Below are 18,819 nucleotides of genomic sequence, written 5' to 3'. Positions count from 1 at the left end.
ACTAATTGGCACTGGCTTATCAAGCACCCTGTTGAGTTCTCAAAGAACAACCACACCCGGCCAACCGCTCCGGGGCACTCGCTCAACTTTACTTGGGCTTTTCTTTTTCGTCAAATCCGGTTAACTTCCCCGAAATTCACGATCCAGAACTGCTCAAGCCCGCAAGAATCTACATCAGCTAATGCTGAAGCATTTCCTCGGGATCCCCCAGGACGGCCGCGCCGGGCCTCTGAAGAGTCCCGCTCGCTCGCCCGTCTCCCTGGCGGCTCGGTAAACATTACAGGGCCGTGCCATGGACGCCAAATCGGCCCCCTGCGAACCACGTCACAGAGAGCCGATCGGTCAGAACCTTGAGATCGCGACCCGCTCGTCCGAGGAACTTTTCCCAGCTCACGAGTGTTTTGATCATGAACAGCGAGCACACCACCAGCCCACCCTCCCTAGGGGGACCCCCACAGGTCAGTGTGGTGGAAAAGGGCGATCTTTGCTTGGCGGTGCGGGTCTTCCTGTGGACAGGCCGCGATTGTGGACAACGGGCGAGGTTGGGCCTACGCGGTGTATTCGACGCCGGCGAAGGTTCGCTTTCCGCGACGTAGGACCAGGAACTGACTGTGGAGCAGGGTGTCGGCGGTGGGCACGGCCTCGCCGTCGGTGATGCGCTCGTTGTTCACGTAGGCACCGCCCTCGGTGATCGTGCGCCGGGCCTCGTTGGCGCTCGCCACCAGGCCCGACTCCTTGAGCAACGTGCTGTAGTTCGGCATCTCCCCCCGTACGGAAAGAAGGCCGGCCTCGCCCAGGGCCGCGCGCAGCGTCTCGGGTGAGAGGCCGTCGAGGGAGCCCCGGCCGAACAGCGCCTGGCTGGCCATGATCGCCTGCTGGGCCTCGTCGGGACCGTGCACCAGCGCCGTGATCTCTTCGGCGAGGGCGCGCTGGGCCAGCCGGGCCTGGGGTCGGTCGGCGGTCGCCTTCTCGAGCTCTTCCAGCTCTTCCCGGCTCTTGAAGCTGAAGAACCGCAGGTAGTTGTTGACGTCGCGGTCGTCGGCGTTGATCCAGAACTGGTAGAAGGCGTACGGGCTGGTCATCTCGGGGTCGAGCCAGACCGCGCCGCCCTCGCTCTTGCCGAACTTGGTGCCGTCGGCCTTGAGCACGAGCGGGGTGGTGAAGGCGTGCACCGGGCCCGCGCCACGCCGGCGTACGAAGTCGACGCCGGCGGTGATGTTCCCCCACTGGTCGGAGCCGCCGAACTGCAGAGCGCAGCCGTACCGCTGGTTCAGCTGGTAGAAGTCGTTGGCCTGCAACAGCTGGTAGCTGAACTCGGTGAAGCTGATGCCGCTCTCGAGGCGATTGCGCACCACGTCGCGGGCGAGCATCTTGTTGACCGGGAAGTGCTTGCCGACTTCGCGCAGGAAATCGATGACCGAGGTCGGACCGGTCCAGTCGAGGTTGTTGACCATCGTTGCCGCGCTGTCGCCGTCGTACGTGACGAAGGGGGCCAGCTGTTCGCGGATGCGCCGGACCCAGCCCTCGATCACCTCGGGCGGGTTGAGCGTACGCTCGGCCGATTCGCGGGGGTCGCCGATCTGGCCGGTGGCCCCGCCGACGAGCAGCAGCGGGCGGTGCCCGGCGCGCTGGAGCCGGCTCGCCGTGACGACCTGCATCAGGCTACCGACGTGCAGCGACGCGGCGGTGGGGTCGAAGCCCACATAGAACGTGATCGGGTCGCCGGTGAGTGCTTCGGCCAGGGCGGCCGGGTCGGTCGAGTCCTGGATCAGTCCGCGCCAGGTCAGGTCGTCTAGGAGAGTCACCAGGCGATTGTCCCGCACCCCGCGGCTGCGACGACAGCGGGTTTCGACGCTGCGAAACGTGAGTGACAGGACCATGCTGTACGCATGAGTCGCCTGGGTAGCGGTGAGCCGCCGATCGAGATCTCGAAGAAGAAGGCTGTGGCCCGGCTCGAGGAGGCGCAGCGACGCATGTTGCGGCTGCGGCTGCTCCTCGGCGGTCAGATCGGCGAGCAGAAGATCGGGCCGCCGCTGTGCTGCGTCTTCGAGGGGTGGGACGCCTCGGGCAAGGGCGGCGCCATCAAGCGGCTGGTCGCCCCGCTCGACCCGCGGTTCGTCCGGGTGTCACAGTTCGCCGCCCCCACGTACGACGAGAAGCGCCACCATTTCCTCTGGCGCTTCTGGCCCAAGCTGCCGGGCTGGGGCGGCATGGCCGTGTTCGACCGGTCCTGGTACGGGCGGGTGCTGGTCGAGCGGGTCGAGGGTTTCGCGTCCAAGGAGCAGTGGTCGCGGGCCTACAACGAGATCGTGGAGTTCGAGCGGACGCTGGTCCACGAGGGCATGATCATGGTCAAGTTCTGGATGCACGTCTCGCCCGAGGAGCAGCTGCGCCGCTTCGAGGACAGGTCGGGCGACCCGCTGCGGCAGTGGAAGCTGACCGACGAGGACTGGCGGAACCGGGAGAAGCGTCCGGCGTACGAGGCCGCCATCGACGAGATGCTCGAGCGCACCGACCCGACGTGGGCGCCGTGGCACGTCATCCCCGGCAACGACAAGCACTACGCGCGCTTCGCCGTGGTGGAGGCGGTCTGCGACGCCGTCGAAGCGGAGCTGACCAAGCGCGGCATCAAGTACTGAGTGCGACAGCCGGCTTGTAGGGCGGCAGTCCGAGCTGGTCGCGGATGGACTGCTGCACCTCCTCGGCCGACGGGCGCGCGTCGATGTCGTGAATGACCTCTTTGCGGCCGAAGATGTCGAGCACCGGGCGGGTCTTCTGGTGGTAGTCGCGCAGCCGGGCGTCCAGGGCCTCGGGGGTGTCGTCGGCTCGGGTGATCAGCTCGTGGCCGCAGATGTCGCAGCGGCCCTCGACCTCGGGGCGGTCGGCGATGAGGTTGTAGTCCATGCCGCAGTTGGGGCACAGCCGGCGGCTGAGCACACGGCGGCGTACCTCGTCGTCGGGAAGCTCGAGGTGGATGACGGCGTCGATGTCGTAGCTCTCCATGAAGAACTCGGCCTGGCGGCCGTTGCGCGGGAAGCCGTCGATGACGAAGCCGAAGTTCCAGTCGTGGCGGTCGAGGCGTTCGCGCACCACGGATTCGACCATGTCGTCGCCGACCAGTTCGCCGGCCGTCATCGTGCGGCGGACCTGGGCGCCCAGCTTGGTGTGGTTCTGCACGTTCCAGCGGAAGATGTCGCCGACCGAGATGTGCACCAGGTCGAGGTCGGTGCAGAGCAACTCGCTCTGCGTGCCCTTGCCACTGCCCTGCACTCCCATGATCACAAACTTGCGCATGTCAGCCCTCTCCGTCGGCCGCGCCGATGCGCAGCGGTCCCGGCGCCGCGCGGCCGGTCAGGGTGGTCGGGTCGATGCTCCAGGCGCCGGCCACGGCGAGCACGTCCTTCTCGCCCACCAGGACAGTCGTCTCTTCGTCGAGCTCACCGGGCAGGCCGGCGTCGCGTTCGGCCGGGTCGGGCTCGCCGTGCCAGGACGTGACTTCGCCGGTCTGCCCCACATACCCGAAAGTGCGGATCAGCTCACCCTCGGCGGCGCGCTGCCAGCGGTGCAGTTCGGTGACCCGGTGGGTGGCGAAGAACTGCACCTCGGTGCCGAGGGTGGCCGAGAGGGCGACGACGTCGACCGGGACGTCGGGCCGCAGCAGCCAGCGGCCGGTGGCGAGCAGCCACTGCTCGTCGCGGGCGCCGGGCAGGGGCGGGGTGACCGCCACCCGGTCGTCGGTCAGGTGGGCCAGGTCGATGCCGTCGCGCCAGGGCACGGTGCCGAGGTCGCGCAGGCCGAGGGCGGCGATCACGGATTCCGGCGTCGCCCCGGGCCGATGACGGACGGCGAGCCAGGCCTGCTTGCCGCCGAATCCGGTCATTACGTCCTTAACCATGGCGTCAACGCTAGCCGGTCAGCGCGGGCGGTTGTCCATCAACGGCCGCCGCTCAGCGCCAGCCGTACTCCTGGCGTAGCCGAGCGGCAACCTCGTCGAACCGGGACCGGTCGAGGATCGCGCCCTCGCGGCGGATGCCGTCGTGGTCGACCTCGATCACCCGGTCGAGTCGGATCCAGCTCGGCCGGTCCTCGCTGTCCCAGGCGCCGGCGCCGATGGACAGCCAGTTGTGTTCACCGTCACGGCGGTCTTTCGACGTGAGCATGAGGCCCAGGATCGTGCGACCGGAGCGGCCGACCACCAGGACCGGGCGGTCCTTGCCCTGGGTGGGGTCGTCCTCGTACGGAACCCAGGTCCACACGATTTCGCCGGGATCGGCGTCGCCGTCGAGATTGGGCGAATACTCGATGTGCCGGCCCCGTTCGTGGGTCGGCACATGGCGCGGACGCGCTTTGACCTGCGGTCGAGGCGCGGGAGTGGGCTGTTGCCGCGGGACGCGGGCGGGGGCGACAGCCTCCACCACCCGGCGCAACAAGGTCTTGAGCATCTTGGCCACGGGTGAACTCTAGGCTGCGGGTATGACACCGGACATCGACGCCTGGCAGCCGTGGCACCCGCGGCAGGTCGCCGAGCGGCTGGCCGGCGTCGGCGTGCCCTGGTACGTGGCCGGCGGCTGGGCCATCGACCTGCACCTCGGCGGCGGCCTGCGCGAGCACGAGGACCTGGAGATCGCCGTGCCGCGGAATCAGTTCGCGCCGGTCACGGGACGCTTTCCGGAGCTGGCGTTCTATGCCGTGGGCGATGGCCGGGTGGTGCCGGCCACCCCGGCGGCTCTCGACGAGCAGCATCAGACCTGGGCGTACGACACGGCAGCCGACGCGTGGCGCTTCGGACGTGTTCCGCGAGCCGCACGACGGCGACGTCTGGATCTCCCGCCGGGATGCGAGGCTGCGACGCCCGTACGGGGAAATTGTGCGCACGGACAGCGCCGGCATCCCCTACCTCAGCCCCGAGGTGGTGTTGCTCTTCAAGGCCAAGCATCGCCGGCCCAAGGACGAGCAGGACTACGCGGCGGTCGCGCCCGGCCTCACCGAGGGTGAGCGCGAGTGGCTGGACGCTGCGTTACGTCTGGTCCACCCCGGTCACCCGTGGACAGGTGGTTAATTCACGAAGTCCTGGGTCATCCAGGTGATGCCCTTGCTGTCCCGGACGATGCTCAGGCCAATCCGCTTGAAGCTCGGGTTCAGCAGGTTCTTGCGGTGGCCGTCGTTCGGCGGCACCTCGGCCAGCATGCTGTCGGTGAGGCCGTTGGCCGCCTTCACCTGGGCCGAGTCACTGGCCGCGCTCGAGCCGTAGCCGATGTTCTCGCCGGCGCCCGACCACTTCACGCCCTGGGCGCTGAACCGGTCGCCGAGGCCCTTCTCACCCGAGCACTGATGTGACAGGCCGCAGCCGTCGATCATCAGCTGGTTGTGGACGGCGGCCGCCCGCGACAGGTCGGTGTCGAGGCTGAGCGTGCCCCGGCCCTCGGCCTTGCGTGCGGCGTTGATGTGGGCGAGCACCTGCTCGACGACCGAGCCGCTGGTCTGCGGGACCGTCGTGGCCGGCTTCTTTTTCTTCGTGGCCGTCGGCCGGGGCTTCGACGTGGCCTTCTTCTTTGACGGCGCCCTCGACGTCGGGGGCGTCGTGGTGGGGGCCGCGGAGCTGGGGGACGGCGACGTGGATTGCGCGGGCGGGGCCGGCTCGGCGGCGCCCTGGTCGACGACGAGTGTCCGGTCGACGCTGGTTTTCACGGCGCCGGTGGTGTCGGCCTGGGCGTTCTTGGTGAGCCCGGCGACGGTGAAGCCGCCGCCGATGACCACAGCGGTAGCGCCGGCCACCAGGGTGTAGCGGAAGCGGGCGGCAGCGGACATCGACACGGGAAGGGTCACCTCAGGTGTGGGGGAAAGCGCGACCCCTACTATGCGGCGCGGATCCGGACTGCTCAGCCCGGCTAATGAGCCCTTAAGGCGCGGCTCACGGAGACCTAAGGCGCCGTGGCCAGGACCGATTGCCTCGGTTCCGGCGGGTTGAGCGGTCGGGGTCGCCCGTCCGGTCGATGAAGGCAGCCGTTGCGCGGATCCTCAGTGATCCTTTCGCCAGGCCAGAATGGTCGGCGCGGCGGAGACAGACATCCGCCCCCAGGAATGGTGGAGTGCCTCGAATGAGCGGCTGGCAGCTCTCCGGCTATACGCCTGTCCGGCCGCTGGGCGCCGGTGCGTCGGGCAGCGTAGTGCTCGCCACCCACGACGAGACCGGCACCCCGGTCGCCATCAAATATCTGGTGCGCGGGCTCGGGGAGGACGCCACGTTCCGGGCGGCCTTCCGGCGGGAGGCGCAGCTGCTCGGGGAGATCGACGACCCGAACGTCTCCCGGCTCTATGAATACGTCGAGTCCGCCGACGGCGCGGCGATCGTCATGGAGCTGGTCAACGGGGTGTCGCTGCGGCAGATGCTGCGCGAGCACGGCCCGACCACCCCCGAGGCGGCGCTCTGCGTGTTGAAGGGCTCCCTCGCCGGGCTGGGCGCGGCGCATGCCCACGGCGTTGTGCACCGCGACTACAAGCCCGAAAATGTGCTGGTCACGGGGGAAGGCCGGAGCAAGCTGGCCGACTTCGGCATCGCGGCGCCGGTCGGGCAGGGCTCCGACACCGTCGTCTCCGGCACGCCTCGCTACATGGCGCCCGAGCAGTGGACGGGCGTCCCGCCGACGCCGGCCTGCGACATCTACGCCGCCACCGCCACTTTCTTCGAGTGCCTGACCGGGAAGCCGCCGTACGACGGGCCGAGCCTGTTCGTCCTGTACGACCAGCACGCCCACGCACCCATCCCGACCGTTCCGGCCCCGGCGCCGGTGCACGACCTGCTCCGGCACGGCATGGCCAAGCAGCCCGCCGACCGTCCCCCGCACGCCCGGGACTTCCTCGACCGGCTGGAACAGGTGGCCGGCACCGCGTACGGGCCGGGCTGGGAAGATCGTGGGCTGCGCGAGCTGGCGCGCCGGGCCGCCCTGCTCGCCCTGCTCTGGCCGTTCCCCGACGGCGGCGAGGGCGCCACCAGCCTCGCCTCGACGACGGTCGGAACGACTGGACCCGGCGGTTATCTCCGGGGCCGCAAGGGGGTCGCGCTGGCCGGCAGTGCCGTTGTCGTGGCCCTGCTGATCGGCGGGGCGGGGTACCGCTACGCCGCCGCCGACTCCCCGGCCGTTGCGGAAGCCCGGGCGAACTCGGCCGTCTTCGAACCGGGCGGGGCCGGGCCGTCCAGCGCCACCCCCTCGACCGCCTCGGCGGCCGCGCCGGTCGCGCCGAGCCCGACCGGCTCGGTGACGCCGACCGCGAAGGCGCTGCCCGCCAGTTCGGGCGCCACGCCCAGTCCGTCCGCGACGGCCTCGCCGACCGGTGTGCCCGCGCCTCCCACCACCGGTGCCACGCCGACGCCGTCGACCAGCACCTCCGCGCCCCCTCGGGGCGATACCACCGCCCCCACGGTCGGCGCCGTACGCAGCAGCCGGTCGTCGCTGGAGGGCGAGAAGTGCCAGTACGGCGTCCGCACGAGCACGATCTCGGCCACCGTCACCGACGATCGGAGCGGCCCGTCCGCGCTGAAGGTCAGCTTCAGCTACACCCTCGGCGGCACCTCCTCGACCGTGGTGATGAGCTCGGTCGGGCGCAACGTCTTTCAGGGAACGCTCGGCCCGTTGCCGATGCAGAGGGTGGCCACCCGCATGACGATCGCCGTCGTGGCCCTCGATGCGGCCGGCAACACTGCCCGGTCGGCGTCACCGGCCACCGTGGCTCTCGACAACACGTGCACCCCCGGTTAGGAGCAGGTTGTGCTGGCTGCACAGAAGCGCAGGCCCACGCGGGGACGGCGAGCGTGACCCGGCCGGAGGAACCCGTCGGCGGCCGGGCGATGCCGCCGCCCGCCGACCCGTGGGCAACCATCGACCGTCCCGCCCCCACCGTGTACTTCGGCGACGATCCCGACGCGACCGCCACCATCAGCCCGCAGAACCGGCCGGGATTGAACCCGACCGTGCACCTGCCGGGTACGCAGCCGGCGGCGCACAGCCCCGGGTCCAACCCGGGTGCGCAAGCCGGCCCGGCTGCTCACGCCGTGCACCGGGACGCGCCGGCGCCGACCGTGCGCGTCGACGGCGAGATGCGCTTCGGACCCGGCGTGCCGATTGCCCCGGTGGCCGCCCCCGGCTGGCCGGCTGCCACCCCCGCAGGCCGTCCGCGCCCGGTGTGGCGCCGACTGGTGTCGGTGCTCTCCAGCCTGCTGACCCTCGCCCTGATCGGAGTCGTCGGGCTGTACATCTGGCAACGGCTCAGCCCCCTCGAGATAGAGGGCGTCACGGTGGCCGTGCCCCAGCCGGCCGGAAGCCGCTGTGACGTCACCATCGACGTGATCGCCACCGTTCGCACCAACGGCAGGAGCGGCGCGATCCGCTACCAGTGGTTCCGCTCGGATGCGCCCCCGGGAGCCGTCCTCACCGAGCAGGTCGGCCGGGGCCAGAGCGTCGCCACTCTCACTCTGAGATGGACGTTCAGCGGCGTCGGTTCGACCTCGGAGACCGCCACCGTCAACATCCTCGAACCGTCGCCGATCCAGTCCGGCACGCCCGTCACCTACCGCTGCCGACGCGGCTGACCGAGAGCTGGCCTATGAGACGCTCAGCCTCGCTACGGCAGAGCGTTCAGCGAGGCCCAGATCGTCGCCTCTCGATCTCCGGTGGCGCTCGGGAACCGGGTGAGTTTCAGGCCGCGGCCAGTGGGCTGCTGGCGCAGGAGGTGCGCGACGGCGGGCTCGTATGAGTCACTCGTAGTTTTCGACGGTGATCGCGGCGAGCGCCCGGGCCGGGTCACCCTGCAGGGCCGACAGTCTGCGTTGTAACGGCACGGGCAGCCGCGTCACCAACCGGATCAGACGCGGCATCAGCCAGACCTGTGAGGCAGTGGCCGGGATGAGCGACTTCATCGTCGCAAGGCCGATCGTGCGGGCGAGCCGGACGAACTCGTGCATGCGGTCCTCGTAGCCGCGGAACGCGCGTATGTGGTCGCCGCCGGCCGCGTGGAGCTCGCCCGCCAGGACGTACGCCCCGACCATTGCCACGCTCGTGCCGCCGCCGACCGCCGGGCCCGGCGAGTAACCTGCGTCGCCGACCAGCGTGATCCGGCCGTCCACGGCCGGACCGAACAGGTCCACGGAGTGGCCGCCGACGCCCATCCGCTCGGCCGGCGTGCGCTCGACGACGGTCGGCCGGAAGCCGTAGCGCTGCAGCCAGTAGGCCAGCGCAGGACCAGCCACGCCGGCGCCGGAGATCAGCACATCGGTAGCGGTAGCACCCGATGATCTTATGCACCGAACCGCTGGGCCGATACGGTCGAAGTTCCTCGTCGGCAGCGGGGTGCCGGGGATCTTCGCGACGCCCGTCACAAGGTCGAGGACCTGATCGAAGTCACCGTTGATCCAATATGCGTCCTAGGCGGGGCAGAGCAACGGCAGGCAAGTGAGGTTAAGACGTACTTTCAAGATCTTTTCGGCTGCTACGGGGCACGTGGCGGCGGTAGGCGCTGACGGTGGGGTCACCGGCGATGGAGAATCGCCACGCCAGATCGTGCGCAGCAGTTACGCCAACACGAGGACCAGCTAGTACGCGCTCGTCCGGGACCGGCTCAGTCGGAGGATGCAAGGTCAGCGGGCCGGTGCCGTCAACGACCGATGTCCCATAGGCCGTGAGCTGCAAATCAAGCGCCTCGACGAAGCGGGCCGGCCCGGAAGCGAGATCGACGTCGCGCTTGGCCGCGGGCCGCCGGGAGCGGGCCACGTCGACACCGTCCACTACATGCCCAGCGCGCAGAAGAACTGCCGCCGGCTGCCCCTCGGGTCCGCAAGTCACATTCGCACAGGTGTGCAGTCCATATATGCGGTAGAGATAGAGGTGACCCGCTGGGCCGAACATGGCCGCATTACGCGCGGTCCGGCCGCGGTGGGCGTGACTGGCGGGGTCCTGACCCAAACCTAGGTATGCCTCGGTCTCAGTGATCCGGATGGTGACGCCGTTGGCAACAGCCAGCCAGCCGAGGAGGGTACGCGCGGTTTCGGCGACGGCGGCCGCGGGAGCACCGAGCCAGGCGTATGTCATGCACCCAGAAAAGCAGATGGCCCGGGAGCCCACATTCGCGCACTGCCAGCCTGACCCAGGACTGCCGTCACCGGTGACCGGTGGGACGGAGAAGCACGGCGTACAGGTCCTGGAAGCCTGGCTCGTGCACGTTCCCATCGGCATCGCGTCCGAGTGGAGCCGACTCGCCAGCAGAGGGGAAGTACCAGACCTCCTCCACATCGGCCAGCGGTGAACACTCCTCGCCTCCTGGTTCGTCCCGGGCGACGACCACGACGGCTTCGCCGGGAAGGTCGGCCAAAATGTCGCGCAATTCCGCGACGGTGATGGTCCCGAGGGTGAGCATCGGGTCCACCCGAGCATTCTGATCCCGTACGTAAGTGTTCTCCTCGGACATACTGCCTCCGTTCAGCAGTCTCAGAGCTTCCGTGGCCAAGCTGCGGATCCGGTCCCATTCCTCGCGGACCAGGGCGTCGACATGCCACAGTTCGGCGTAGCGCTCGCCGCTCATCGCATCCAGCTGAGCGTCCAGCTGCTCCAGGGCCGGCAGCGCAGCGGCATCCAGCCAGCCCAGCTCGATGAACGTCGGCACAAGCCGGAATCCGTCGTCGTACTCGAGAGCCAATTCGTCGACAACAGGGGTGGCGTCGGCGAACAGCCGGCGCAGCCAGGACACCTGCGCATCGGCCGGCAGGCCGAGGACCACGACGCTTCGCACGAAGGCAACAAGCAGCCTCGGACTCATTTCAGCCATCGGCCCAGCCTACGACGGTCCCGCACGGCCGCCCTGCCTTGACCGAGTGCACTGACCTGCCGGTCCACGGGCTTGCATCTCAAGCCGCTTGAGATCGCATAGTGGGCGTCGTGGACAGGCTGATCGACGAGTTCTGGACCGAGGTCACCACCGGCTGGGAGCCGCCGGAGCGAATGATTCAGTGGTGGCGGGCGGCCCGCCCGGAACTGCCTGACCACCCCACCGCAGCTCAACTGAAGGCGTGGATCGAGCTTGCCGAGCTGGTCCGCGACACCGGGGTCCGGCAGGCCGTGCGCCGCGAGTTGCACCAGGTTCCCGTTCGAGTGGCTGGCTGCGGCACTGCGCGCGTCCACAATTCCGGCGTCCTGATGGGCGATACGCGGCTCGACCGGCCGGCAGGAGCCTCAGGTCGCCGGCGGCTTCTCATACCAGGCTGAGTTGTCCGATCGGCGCCGAGGTTCATCCTTGGACCCCACCCTCGGATGCCGCATCGGATTCGGTCGATTGCTTCTTATGACGCCATCAGCGCTGATGACGTCCAGCCAGCGTCTTGATCTGAACTACAGACGGCCCATCCGGCTGTGATCTACCTCCTGACCGTCCGCGGCGCGGCGGCGCTCGCCGAGCTCCCAGGCCGCCACGTACTGCCGGATCAGCTGCGCCGTCTCGCCCTCGGTTGTGAAGGTGAGGACGAGGTGGCGCCCCGGGTCGCCGTTGCGGGCCTCGCGGACGGCGTGCACCTCGGCGTCCAGCTCGGCTTCGGCGGTGCCGAGCCACAGGGCGGCCGTGAGCCGCTGACCGGGCGTGAAGGTCACCGACGGGTCGATCCAGCAGCGCAGACCGCCTTCGCTGATGTCCAGAAGCGCACCGGCCGCCGGCTCATCGCCGGCGCGGGTGGTGAGCCGGACCGCGGCACCGGCACCGCCGCGCACGAACTGGCGGCGGTTGTCCGGGCGGGGGCTCGCCAAGGACACGAAGGTCCAGCGCTCGGGATCGGGGCCGGCCACCACGCGGCACGAGAGCACGAGGCGTGAGCGCGGTGACGCCCAGAAAATGTCGAGCTCCTGCCCCGCGGACAGCGTGCCGGTGAGCCCCGCCGGGCGGGACACGCTGAACGCCTCCCCGTCGACTGACTCCAGCCGCGAGGGCAGGCTCACCCCGTCGGAAGCGACGAGGAAAAGCGGCGTGCCGACTTTCGGCAACTCGAGCACGTTGTTCATCTCTCACCTCTGCGACATCTCGGTCTCGCGGTCGTCCTCTCCCCATCGGCACGACCGGCCAAGGACTGAGTGGCCGGCGAATCGGTGGCACGCCGTCCGCCCCTGGACCAACGTCGTCGATGGCAACCGACCGGTTTCGGCACTGCGACGCGTGATCCCGTAGTGGGCCCGAAACGTTCTGCACTACGTCGAAGCCAACCGCTACGCAGGATGAAAAGGCTCGGTCCCAGACCAGCGTCAGGAATCGATGTCTGCCTTCTCGGAAACTTCAGACGAATTTGGACGCCGGCCCTCGACGCCACTCATCGGTGAGTCCGCAATGGGCAGGCAGCGTGAAGTGTCTGATGGGTGATTCTTCGTCGGCGGGCGAGGTCGGTAGCCTCGAACACGGAGACATCGGACACGATCTATGGGGTAGGCGATGTCGCTATCAGGAGACCCGGTGACCACGCCGGAAGAGGTGCTGACGGCCCTGCCTGACCCGGCGCAGGCGAGCAGCTTCGATGATCTGGTCGAGGGGCTGCGCCTGCTGAAGGTCTGGGCCGGCGATCCCTCCTACGAGACGATCAAGGACCGAGTCAACAGGGCGTGGACGGCGGCGGGTCGGCCGGCAGGCGAACTGACGCGCAGATCCACCGTCGCGTATTGCTTCCGGCCCGGCCGGCGACGCCTGGACACCGAGCTGGTGCTCGCGGTAGTCCAGTCGCTGCATCCTGATACCGGATACGTAACGGCGTGGCGCCAAGCCTTACGTGTCGTCGGTGGGGAGGTCGGGGCGGTCTCCCAGGTCCGGGTGCAGGACAGCTTGCCCCCGGATCTGGCCGGGTTCACCGGCCGCACGGTCGAGCTCGACCAACTCTGTCACGCCGCACGGGCGGGCGACGCGGTGGTGCTTTCGGCGATCCAGGGGATGGCAGGGATTGGCAAAACCCAACTAGCTGTGCGCGCCGGACACCTGCTGCACCAGCAGCAGCCGTTCGAGCGGGTGTTGTTCGTCAATCTGCGCGGCTTTGATCCGGCGCAGCCGCCGGCCGACCCGGCGGCGGTCCTGGAGGGGTTCCTGCGCCTACTGGGAATGCCCGGCCAGCGGATCCCCCACGACCTCGACGCGCGCGCCGCCGCATACCGTCGCCAGCTCGCCGGCACCCGGGCGCTGGTGGTGTTGGACAACGCCGCCGGCGCCGAGCAGGTCCGTCCGCTACTGCCGGCCACGCCGGGCTGCCTCACCGTGGTCACCAGCCGACGCAGCTTGGCCGACCTGCACGCCGCTACCCATCTCACCGTGGACGTGTTCAATCCCGACGAGGCCCTGGACTTCCTCACCCGGGCCGTATCCGAGGTTCCTGTCGGCGCGGATCCGTACGCCGCGGCGCGGATCGCCCGGCGCTGCGGCCACCTACCCCTGGCCCTGGGCCTGCTCGCCAGCCACATCCGCAACACATCGGGCTGGACGTTGACCGACCACGCCGACCGACTCGACGAACGCCGCCACGACCGGCGCCTGGACACCGGCGTCGAACTCGCCCTCAACCTGTCCTACCAGCACCAGCCCACGCCGCAGCGACGACTGCTCCGACTGGCGGCGCTCCATCCCGGTCAGGACCTCGACGCCTACGCCGCCGCGGCTCTGGCCGACACCGACCTGTCCACCGCCCAGGATCTTCTGCACCACCTGCACCGCGACCACCTCCTGCAGCAGAGCACTCTCGGCCGGTACACGTTCCACGACCTGGTTCGCGTTTACGCCACCACCCGGGCCGCCGACGAAGATCGCCCAGTCGAGCGCCGCACCGCCCTGACCCGCTTGTTCGACTACTACCTCGCCACCACCGCCACCGCCATGAACACCCTGCACCCTCACCGCCGGCCCGCGATCCCCCCGGTGGCAGCCCCCACCCCGGACCTGACCGATCCGGACACCGCCCGGGAGTGGTTGGACACCGAACGGCCCACCCTGGTCGCGGTCGCCGCCCACACCGCCGGCCACGGCTGGCCCACCCACACCACCCGACTCGCCCGCACCCTGTACCGATACCTCGACGGCGGCCACCACACCGACGCCCTGACCATGCACGGCCACGCCTACCGCGCCGCCCGCGACAACGGCGACGCGACAGGAGAAGCCCACGCCCTGACCGACCTCGGCGGCGCCGACTATCGGCTGGGCCGGTACGGGCCGGCCGCCGAACACTTCCAACAGGCCCTGGACCTGTTCCGGCAGGTCGGCGACCCGGCCGGCCAGGCCCGCGCCCTGCACAACCTCGGCGTCATCGCGATGCGGTCGGGTCAGTACCGGACGGCCACCGAGCAGATCGCGCAGGCCTTGACCCTGTACCGGCAGACCGGCGACCGGCCCGGCGAAGCCAGCGCGCTGGCCGACCTCGGCGACCTCGATGCGCTGCTGGGCCGCCGCCGGTCGGCCGTCGATCACTACACGCAGGCCCTGACCCTGTGCCGGCAGGCCGGTGACCGTGTCGGCGAAGCCGACACGTTGAACAGCCTCGGCGAAGTCGAGATGCGGTCGGACCGGTACGGCCCGGCCGAAGATCATCTCAGGCAGGCCCTGACCCTGCACCGGCTACTCGGCAACCATGCCGGCGAAGCCTGGACGCTGGACAACCTCGGCACCCTCCACACCCGTCTCGACCAGCCCACCCAGGCCACCGAACACCATCAGCACGCTCTGATCATCTTCCGCGAGACCGGCGAACGTCGCGGCCAAGCCTGGGCGCTCAACGGCCTCGGCGAAGCCGCCCACACCGCCGGCCGCGCCGCCGACGCCATCACCCACCACACCGCCGCCCTAACCACCGCCGCCGACACCGGCTACCGCGATCAGCAGGCCCGCGCTCACACCGGCCTCGGCCACGCCCACCACACCCTCGGCGACCGCACCCTCGCCCGTCAGCACTACCAGCACGCCCTGACCCTCTACACCGACCTCGGCCTGCCCGAGGCCGACCAGATCCGCGCCCACCTCACGGCCGTCGACAACAGCAGCCCCGTACACCGGTGAGGGATGTCTGCGGGTGCCCCTGGCGCTTCTGGATCGAGGGCGATCCCGCCGGTCAGCGCCTCCCGGCGGCACACGCCCCGGAAAGTGTCGTAGGGCGCTGCTACCAAGGTGGCATGGAGAAGCCTCGCGTAGTCGTGTCCGTGGCCACGTCCGTCGACGGGCGGGTCAGCCTGCGCCGTGACCGTCCCCTGATGACGACCGACGACGGCAAGGTCTGGGAGACGTTACGACCGCCCAGTTCCGCCGCGGTCGAGGAAGCGCGCACCGCCCTGCTCGACCGGCTCTACTCCCCCACCGCCACGCTCGAGGGCAGCGGGTCCATGGTGCCGCCGTCGGCCGGCCCGCTGATCGGGCTGCCCCCGGCCGGCTCCGACGACGTGTACGACGACTTCCTGGCGGTCGAGGCCGAGCGGTGGTTCACGGTGGTCGACGGCCGGGGCCGGGTGCGGTGGACGATGAAGGAGGCCGGCGGGCAACATCTGCTGGTGCTGGTCTCGCACGCGACGCCGGCGGCCTACCTGGCCTATCTGCGGCGTGAGGGCATCAGCTATCTGGTCGCCGGCACCCAGCGGGTCGACCTGGGGGCCGCCCTGCGGCGGATGCGCTCGCGGCTGGGGGTCACCTGCGTGGTCTCCTCGGGCGGCGGCGGGCTGAACGGCGCGCTGCTGCGGGCCGGCCTGGTCGACGAGATCCAGCTGATCGTGCTGCCCGCCGCCATCGGCGGCAACGGGCCGGGCGTGTTCGACGGGCCCGCGCTGGCCGACGGCGAGTTCCCGACCCGGCTGCGCCTGCTGTCCTCGAACACCGAGACCGACGGCACGCTCTGGCTGCGTTACGAGGTGACCCGCTCTCGCTGAAAACGGCCACACCCGGGCGGCCGGGCCGATAACGTCCGGACATGGTTCCGCAGCGGTGGTTGCTGGTGTGCGGCGCGATGTGTTCCGCCGGCCTGCTGTGGTCGGCCGTGCTCATCGCCGCCCTGGTGGCCGGGGTGCGCCTGGCGCCGACCGCGTGGGCGGTCGGGGTGGCCGCGGCCCTGTCCGTGCCCGGCGTGATCGCCGGCGTCATCGGCAACCGCTGGTACTACCGCACGACCCGGCCCCGCAGCCCGTGGAGCCTGACCTCGTGGGTGCCGCCGCACGTGCCGCACTGGGCGAGCATGCTGGCCGGTGTGCTGTTCTTCGCCTTCTGGCTGGCCGTGGTGGTGGCCTTCGCCGGGCTCGACGGCCAGACCGAGCTGCGCGACGGCCAGTACGTGCTGACCGTCGACGACCGCACCACCGTCGTGACCGAGTCCGACTACTCCCACCAGGGCGACCTCGAGCAGCAGATCTCCCTGGGCGTCCTGGGCGCCCTGGCCGTCGGCGGCACCTTCATGACCGGGGCCGTGCTCACCCACCACGCCGCCCCGCAGCCCACCGAGACCCAGTCGGCCGGGCTACCGCTGGCCTGACCGGTCGTCGATGGCCCAGCGCAGGAAGTCGTACGTCTCCTGGCCCCGCTCGGCCGGGTCGTCATAGGCGGTCGGCTCGTCCGGTCGCTCCCGGATGCGCAGGGCGTCGATGCCGAGCCGGCGCCACCGGGGGTCCAGCTCGGCCACGATGTAGCGCCCGGCGCCGCTCTTCGAGGTCAGCTCGTCCTTGACCAGCAGGTGGTGGAGGCGGGCGACGCCGAGCACCACCCACAGCACGGACGGCTCGTGCCGGCCGAGTTCGGCGACGGCACCGTCCTGCTCGATCTGCGTGAGTATCGACCGCCAGTACGTGTCGAGGTTGTTCCGGGTGAACTCGCGCAGCTCGGATCGGTCGGTGTGCACCGGCGGCAGTTCGCCCCGGATCACCACGGCCCGCTCGGCCAGCTCGTGCCAGGTGACCGGATTGATGTCGACCTTGCCGTCGGGGTCGAACTCGCCCCGGAAGAAGGCCGGACGCCGCCCGACGGTCAACGCCGAGACGGCGAGGTCGTCCGGCGAGCAGTGAAAGCCGTCGAACACCACCTCGGGGTGTCTCGCCTTCGTCGCCTCGTGGGCCTCGGCCAGGGCGGTGTGGTCGGGCGGCTTGGCCCACACCCCGACGAAGTCGACGTCGCTGCCGGCGAAGAACTCGCCCCAGCAGATCGATCCGTGCAGGAAGAGCCCGGTGAGTGCCTCGGGCTGCCGGGCGTCGATCTCGGTCAGGAACGTGCGGGCGACATCCACGCCGGGCACCTTAGTGCTTACGTACGGCTGATGCCTGCCTCGACAGGTAAACCTGTGGAAGGACGGCGCCCGGCGTCGATATGTTGCGGGCTGAGCCGATGAAGGACGGTCCCTTGTACATCCTGTGAGCTGTTCCCAGCGCTGATCCCTCGCGCGTCGCGCTTTCGCGCCGCGTTTCTTCTTGCTGCGAATTTCTCACGGGAACCGGTGTTTCTCTGTGCTCGAAAACTGGACAGTCGTGCCCACCCGCCTGCCGCTCGTCGTCCGCCGATGCCATTCGTGCCCGTCCGCGCGATTCCGGGCCGGCGGCGAATTCCGGGTCAACGCCAACCACAAGCTGATCGACGCCTGGCTGCTCGCGCTCTGCGCCGGGTGCGGAGAGACCACGAAGCTCTCCGTTCTGGAGCGGGTGACCGTGCGCTCGGTGCGGCCCGAACTGCTCGACCGCCTGCACCACAACGACCCGGGCCTGGCCGCGCAGGTGCTCCAGGACCCGATCGTGCGGCGCCGCAATCGCGTCGCTCTCGACTGGGACGGCGCCTGGCGCCTCGACACCGGCCGATCGAAGGACGGCGACGGCCTTCCGGACGTGCTCGACGTCGTGGTCCGCTTCGCGGCCCCGATCCCGGTGCGGCCGGTGCGGCTGATCGCCGAAGGCTGCGGTCTGTCCCGGGCCGCGGTCGAACGGCTGGACACCGAGGGAAAGGTCGTCTCGGCGGTCCGGTTGAACGCCAGGCTCTCCGACGAGTTCACCTTCACCCTGAAACGCTGATCAATCGAAGACGATCCGGTTCGCGTACGGATCGACGGTCGCGAGGCCGGCGGCAGTGCGGACCTGCAGCCGGCAGCCCGTCGGGTCGCCCTTGTCGCTGGGCCACCAGGCGCCCCAGATGCCGTCGCGCAGGCTGGCGGTGACGCGCAGGCCGTTGGTCAGCACGACGTCGACGCCGGTCACGGCGGGGCCGCTCAGGCCGTACACCTGGAAGGGGTGCAGTTCGGGGCCACCGGGCGGCGGTGTCTGCAGGCTGCCGCCCACCACCAGCACGTCGCCGCCCCGGGGCCGGGTGAAGGGCTTGTCGTAGACGGTGGTCCACGTGCCGTTGAGGTCGTTGCCGGCGTCCGGCTTGACTCCGGAGAGGGCGATCAGCGGATCGGTGGCGGTGCCGCTGCCCAGCGAGATGTCCACGCAGAGCGTGAAACTGCCCCGGCGGTCGATCAGGACCTCCCGCTTCGCGGCGGCCCCGGGGCGGGACGGGACGCCTTCGATGCCCACGCCGCCCACGCCAAGGTCGCTGCACTTCGACGACCACTGCTCGATGTCCTTCCCGTGGCCTCGGCGTAGCTCAGGCCCTGCCAGACGCAGAGCACGAGAACGTCACGGTCGGGCGGTCGCAGCCGTTCCAGCGCCGCCGTGACACGCTCGAGCTCGCGCTCGTCGTCCAGTCGGTGAGCCACCTCGTCGGCGTGGTCGGGAGTGGACGGCGGCGCGGGCTCACATCTGTCTTATGACCGCAGCGCCCGCCGAGTTCCCTCGTGCGGCACGGCGACTTTGGGCGAACGCTCCATGACGG

20 protein-coding genes and 2 pseudogenes are annotated in these 18,819 nt (G+C 70.0%); 10 read left to right on the top strand and 12 right to left on the bottom strand.

Annotated features, from left to right (window positions below; all coding sequences use genetic code 11):
- Nucleotides 1-548 precede the first annotated feature (548 nt).
- Nucleotides 549-1,805, bottom strand: a complete 1,257-nt coding sequence (tyrS, locus tag KXC43_RS22845) for a tyrosine--tRNA ligase (protein ID WP_308129199.1) — start codon at nucleotides 1,803-1,805, stop codon at nucleotides 549-551.
- Between the two features lie 84 nt (nucleotides 1,806-1,889).
- Between tyrS and KXC43_RS22840 the strand changes: the two genes are divergently transcribed.
- Nucleotides 1,890-2,639 carry a polyphosphate kinase 2 family protein gene (locus KXC43_RS22840; RefSeq protein WP_221378152.1) on the top strand — a complete coding sequence of 250 codons (750 nt, stop codon included), beginning with the start codon at nucleotides 1,890-1,892 and terminating at the stop codon, nucleotides 2,637-2,639.
- On the opposite strand, the gene KXC43_RS22835 is transcribed toward KXC43_RS22840, so the two are convergent.
- The 3 genes from KXC43_RS22835 to KXC43_RS22825 are packed head-to-tail and all read right to left on the bottom strand — an operon-like array spanning nucleotide 2,629 to nucleotide 4,442.
- Nucleotides 2,629-3,294 (bottom strand): adenylate kinase family protein, encoded by a 666-nt coding sequence (locus KXC43_RS22835; protein ID WP_221378151.1) that lies wholly within the window; start codon nucleotides 3,292-3,294, stop codon nucleotides 2,629-2,631. The genes KXC43_RS22840 and KXC43_RS22835 overlap by 11 nt on opposite strands.
- A gap of 1 nt (nucleotide 3,295) precedes the next feature.
- Entirely contained in the window at nucleotides 3,296-3,895 is a 600-nt protein-coding gene (locus tag KXC43_RS22830) for a hypothetical protein (RefSeq protein ID WP_221378150.1), read from the bottom strand.
- Nucleotides 3,896-3,947: 52 nt separating this feature from the next.
- Nucleotides 3,948-4,442, bottom strand: a complete 495-nt coding sequence (locus KXC43_RS22825) for a type II toxin-antitoxin system PemK/MazF family toxin (RefSeq protein ID WP_221378172.1) — start codon at nucleotides 4,440-4,442, stop codon at nucleotides 3,948-3,950.
- A 31-nt stretch (nucleotides 4,443-4,473) separates the two neighbouring features.
- Here KXC43_RS22825 and KXC43_RS53235 point away from each other — a divergent pair.
- Both KXC43_RS53235 and KXC43_RS51145 read left to right on the top strand, forming a co-directional pair.
- Nucleotides 4,474-4,629 (top strand): annotated as a pseudogene (locus KXC43_RS53235) (nucleotidyltransferase domain-containing protein); the annotation flags it as partial.
- 160 nt (nucleotides 4,630-4,789) lie between these two features.
- Nucleotides 4,790-5,059, top strand: coding sequence for a hypothetical protein (locus KXC43_RS51145; protein WP_255644576.1), 270 nt, complete (start codon nucleotides 4,790-4,792; stop codon nucleotides 5,057-5,059).
- On the opposite strand, the gene KXC43_RS22815 is transcribed toward KXC43_RS51145, so the two are convergent.
- Nucleotides 5,056-5,808, bottom strand: coding sequence for a CAP domain-containing protein (locus KXC43_RS22815; RefSeq protein WP_255644610.1), 753 nt, complete (start codon nucleotides 5,806-5,808; stop codon nucleotides 5,056-5,058). The genes KXC43_RS51145 and KXC43_RS22815 overlap by 4 nt on opposite strands.
- 290 nt (nucleotides 5,809-6,098) lie before the next feature.
- Here KXC43_RS22815 and KXC43_RS22810 point away from each other — a divergent pair, with 290 nt between their 5' ends.
- Together KXC43_RS22810 and KXC43_RS22805 are read left to right on the top strand one after the other, a co-directional pair.
- Nucleotides 6,099-7,757, top strand: coding sequence for a serine/threonine-protein kinase (locus KXC43_RS22810; RefSeq protein WP_221378147.1), 1,659 nt, complete (start codon nucleotides 6,099-6,101; stop codon nucleotides 7,755-7,757).
- Nucleotides 7,758-7,810: 53 nt separating this feature from the next.
- Complete coding sequence (locus KXC43_RS22805; protein ID WP_308129198.1) at nucleotides 7,811-8,587, top strand: hypothetical protein; 777 nt, start codon at nucleotides 7,811-7,813, stop codon at nucleotides 8,585-8,587.
- A 165-nt stretch (nucleotides 8,588-8,752) separates the two neighbouring features.
- Here the strand turns inward: KXC43_RS22805 and KXC43_RS22800 are convergent, their stop codons facing one another.
- From KXC43_RS22800 to KXC43_RS22790, 3 genes are all read right to left on the bottom strand, one after another.
- Nucleotides 8,753-9,265 carry a Rossmann-fold NAD(P)-binding domain-containing protein gene (locus KXC43_RS22800; RefSeq protein WP_221378146.1) on the bottom strand — a complete coding sequence of 171 codons (513 nt, stop codon included), beginning with the start codon at nucleotides 9,263-9,265 and terminating at the stop codon, nucleotides 8,753-8,755.
- 187 nt (nucleotides 9,266-9,452) lie between these two features.
- Nucleotides 9,453-10,082: a DNA-3-methyladenine glycosylase gene (locus KXC43_RS22795; RefSeq protein WP_221378145.1), complete on the bottom strand. Its 630-nt coding sequence runs from the start codon at nucleotides 10,080-10,082 to the stop codon at nucleotides 9,453-9,455.
- 67 nt (nucleotides 10,083-10,149) lie between these two features.
- On the bottom strand, nucleotides 10,150-10,815 hold the full coding sequence (locus tag KXC43_RS22790) for a hypothetical protein (protein ID WP_221378144.1): 666 nt from the start codon (nucleotides 10,813-10,815) through the stop codon (nucleotides 10,150-10,152).
- 113 nt (nucleotides 10,816-10,928) lie between these two features.
- Between KXC43_RS22790 and KXC43_RS22785 the strand changes: the two are divergent.
- Nucleotides 10,929-11,147 (top strand): annotated as a pseudogene (locus KXC43_RS22785) (MerR family transcriptional regulator); the annotation flags it as partial.
- A gap of 228 nt (nucleotides 11,148-11,375) precedes the next feature.
- On the opposite strand, the gene KXC43_RS22780 reads toward KXC43_RS22785, so the two are convergent.
- Complete coding sequence (locus KXC43_RS22780; protein WP_221378143.1) at nucleotides 11,376-12,035, bottom strand: PilZ domain-containing protein; 660 nt, start codon at nucleotides 12,033-12,035, stop codon at nucleotides 11,376-11,378.
- Nucleotides 12,036-12,477: 442 nt separating this feature from the next.
- On the opposite strand from KXC43_RS22780, the gene KXC43_RS22775 reads away from it, so the two are divergent.
- The 3 genes from KXC43_RS22775 to KXC43_RS22765 all read left to right on the top strand — a co-directional run bounded on the left by KXC43_RS22775 (nucleotide 12,478) and on the right by KXC43_RS22765 (nucleotide 16,504).
- Entirely contained in the window at nucleotides 12,478-15,051 is a 2,574-nt protein-coding gene (locus KXC43_RS22775; protein WP_308129197.1) for a tetratricopeptide repeat protein, read from the top strand.
- 113 nt (nucleotides 15,052-15,164) lie between these two features.
- Nucleotides 15,165-15,908: a dihydrofolate reductase family protein gene (locus KXC43_RS22770; RefSeq protein ID WP_221378141.1), complete on the top strand. Its 744-nt coding sequence runs from the start codon at nucleotides 15,165-15,167 to the stop codon at nucleotides 15,906-15,908.
- A gap of 41 nt (nucleotides 15,909-15,949) precedes the next feature.
- Nucleotides 15,950-16,504: a hypothetical protein gene (locus KXC43_RS22765; protein ID WP_221378140.1), complete on the top strand. Its 555-nt coding sequence runs from the start codon at nucleotides 15,950-15,952 to the stop codon at nucleotides 16,502-16,504.
- Here the strand turns inward: KXC43_RS22765 and KXC43_RS22760 are convergent.
- On the bottom strand, nucleotides 16,490-17,248 hold the full coding sequence (locus tag KXC43_RS22760; protein WP_221378139.1) for a hypothetical protein: 759 nt from the start codon (nucleotides 17,246-17,248) through the stop codon (nucleotides 16,490-16,492). The genes KXC43_RS22765 and KXC43_RS22760 overlap by 15 nt on opposite strands.
- A 238-nt stretch (nucleotides 17,249-17,486) precedes the next feature.
- Between KXC43_RS22760 and KXC43_RS22755 the strand changes: the two genes are divergently transcribed.
- Complete coding sequence (locus tag KXC43_RS22755) at nucleotides 17,487-18,020, top strand: DUF1062 domain-containing protein (protein ID WP_308129196.1); 534 nt, start codon at nucleotides 17,487-17,489, stop codon at nucleotides 18,018-18,020.
- Here the strand turns inward: KXC43_RS22755 and KXC43_RS22750 are convergent, their stop codons facing one another.
- Both KXC43_RS22750 and KXC43_RS53230 read right to left on the bottom strand, forming a co-directional pair.
- Entirely contained in the window at nucleotides 18,021-18,521 is a 501-nt protein-coding gene (locus KXC43_RS22750; RefSeq protein ID WP_221378137.1) for a hypothetical protein, read from the bottom strand.
- On the bottom strand, nucleotides 18,464-18,703 hold the full coding sequence (locus KXC43_RS53230; protein WP_221378136.1) for a sigma factor-like helix-turn-helix DNA-binding protein: 240 nt from the start codon (nucleotides 18,701-18,703) through the stop codon (nucleotides 18,464-18,466). The genes KXC43_RS22750 and KXC43_RS53230 overlap by 58 nt, the downstream gene beginning before the upstream one ends.
- Nucleotides 18,704-18,819 lie beyond the last annotated feature (116 nt).

Origin of the sequence: Paractinoplanes polyasparticus, from assembly GCF_019710575.1 — a bacterium.
GTDB lineage: Bacteria > Actinomycetota > Actinomycetes > Mycobacteriales > Micromonosporaceae > Actinoplanes > Actinoplanes polyasparticus.
Note: the sequence above shows the minus strand (reverse complement) of the source record. Positions and strands in the feature narration are given on the sequence as shown.

Bases quoted from the DNA above. Each gene is read 5' to 3' on its own strand.
- KXC43_RS22840 (WP_221378152.1), top strand. From the start codon at position 1,890: ATGAGTCGCCTGGGTAGCGGTGAGCCGCCGATCGAGATCTCGAAGAAG.
- KXC43_RS22835 (WP_221378151.1), bottom strand. From the start codon at position 3,294: ATGCGCAAGTTTGTGATCATGGGAGTGCAGGGCAGTGGCAAGGGCACG.
- KXC43_RS22830 (WP_221378150.1), bottom strand. From the start codon at position 3,895: ATGGTTAAGGACGTAATGACCGGATTCGGCGGCAAGCAGGCCTGGCTC.
- KXC43_RS22825 (WP_221378172.1), bottom strand. From the start codon at position 4,442: ATGCTCAAGACCTTGTTGCGCCGGGTGGTGGAGGCTGTCGCCCCCGCC.
- KXC43_RS22815 (WP_255644610.1), bottom strand. From the start codon at position 5,808: ATGTCCGCTGCCGCCCGCTTCCGCTACACCCTGGTGGCCGGCGCTACC.
- KXC43_RS22810 (WP_221378147.1), top strand. From the start codon at position 6,099: ATGAGCGGCTGGCAGCTCTCCGGCTATACGCCTGTCCGGCCGCTGGGC.
- KXC43_RS22795 (WP_221378145.1), bottom strand. From the start codon at position 10,082: ATGACATACGCCTGGCTCGGTGCTCCCGCGGCCGCCGTCGCCGAAACC.
- KXC43_RS22790 (WP_221378144.1), bottom strand. From the start codon at position 10,815: ATGGCTGAAATGAGTCCGAGGCTGCTTGTTGCCTTCGTGCGAAGCGTC.
- KXC43_RS22780 (WP_221378143.1), bottom strand. From the start codon at position 12,035: ATGAACAACGTGCTCGAGTTGCCGAAAGTCGGCACGCCGCTTTTCCTC.
- KXC43_RS22770 (WP_221378141.1), top strand. From the start codon at position 15,165: ATGGAGAAGCCTCGCGTAGTCGTGTCCGTGGCCACGTCCGTCGACGGG.
- KXC43_RS22765 (WP_221378140.1), top strand. From the start codon at position 15,950: ATGGTTCCGCAGCGGTGGTTGCTGGTGTGCGGCGCGATGTGTTCCGCC.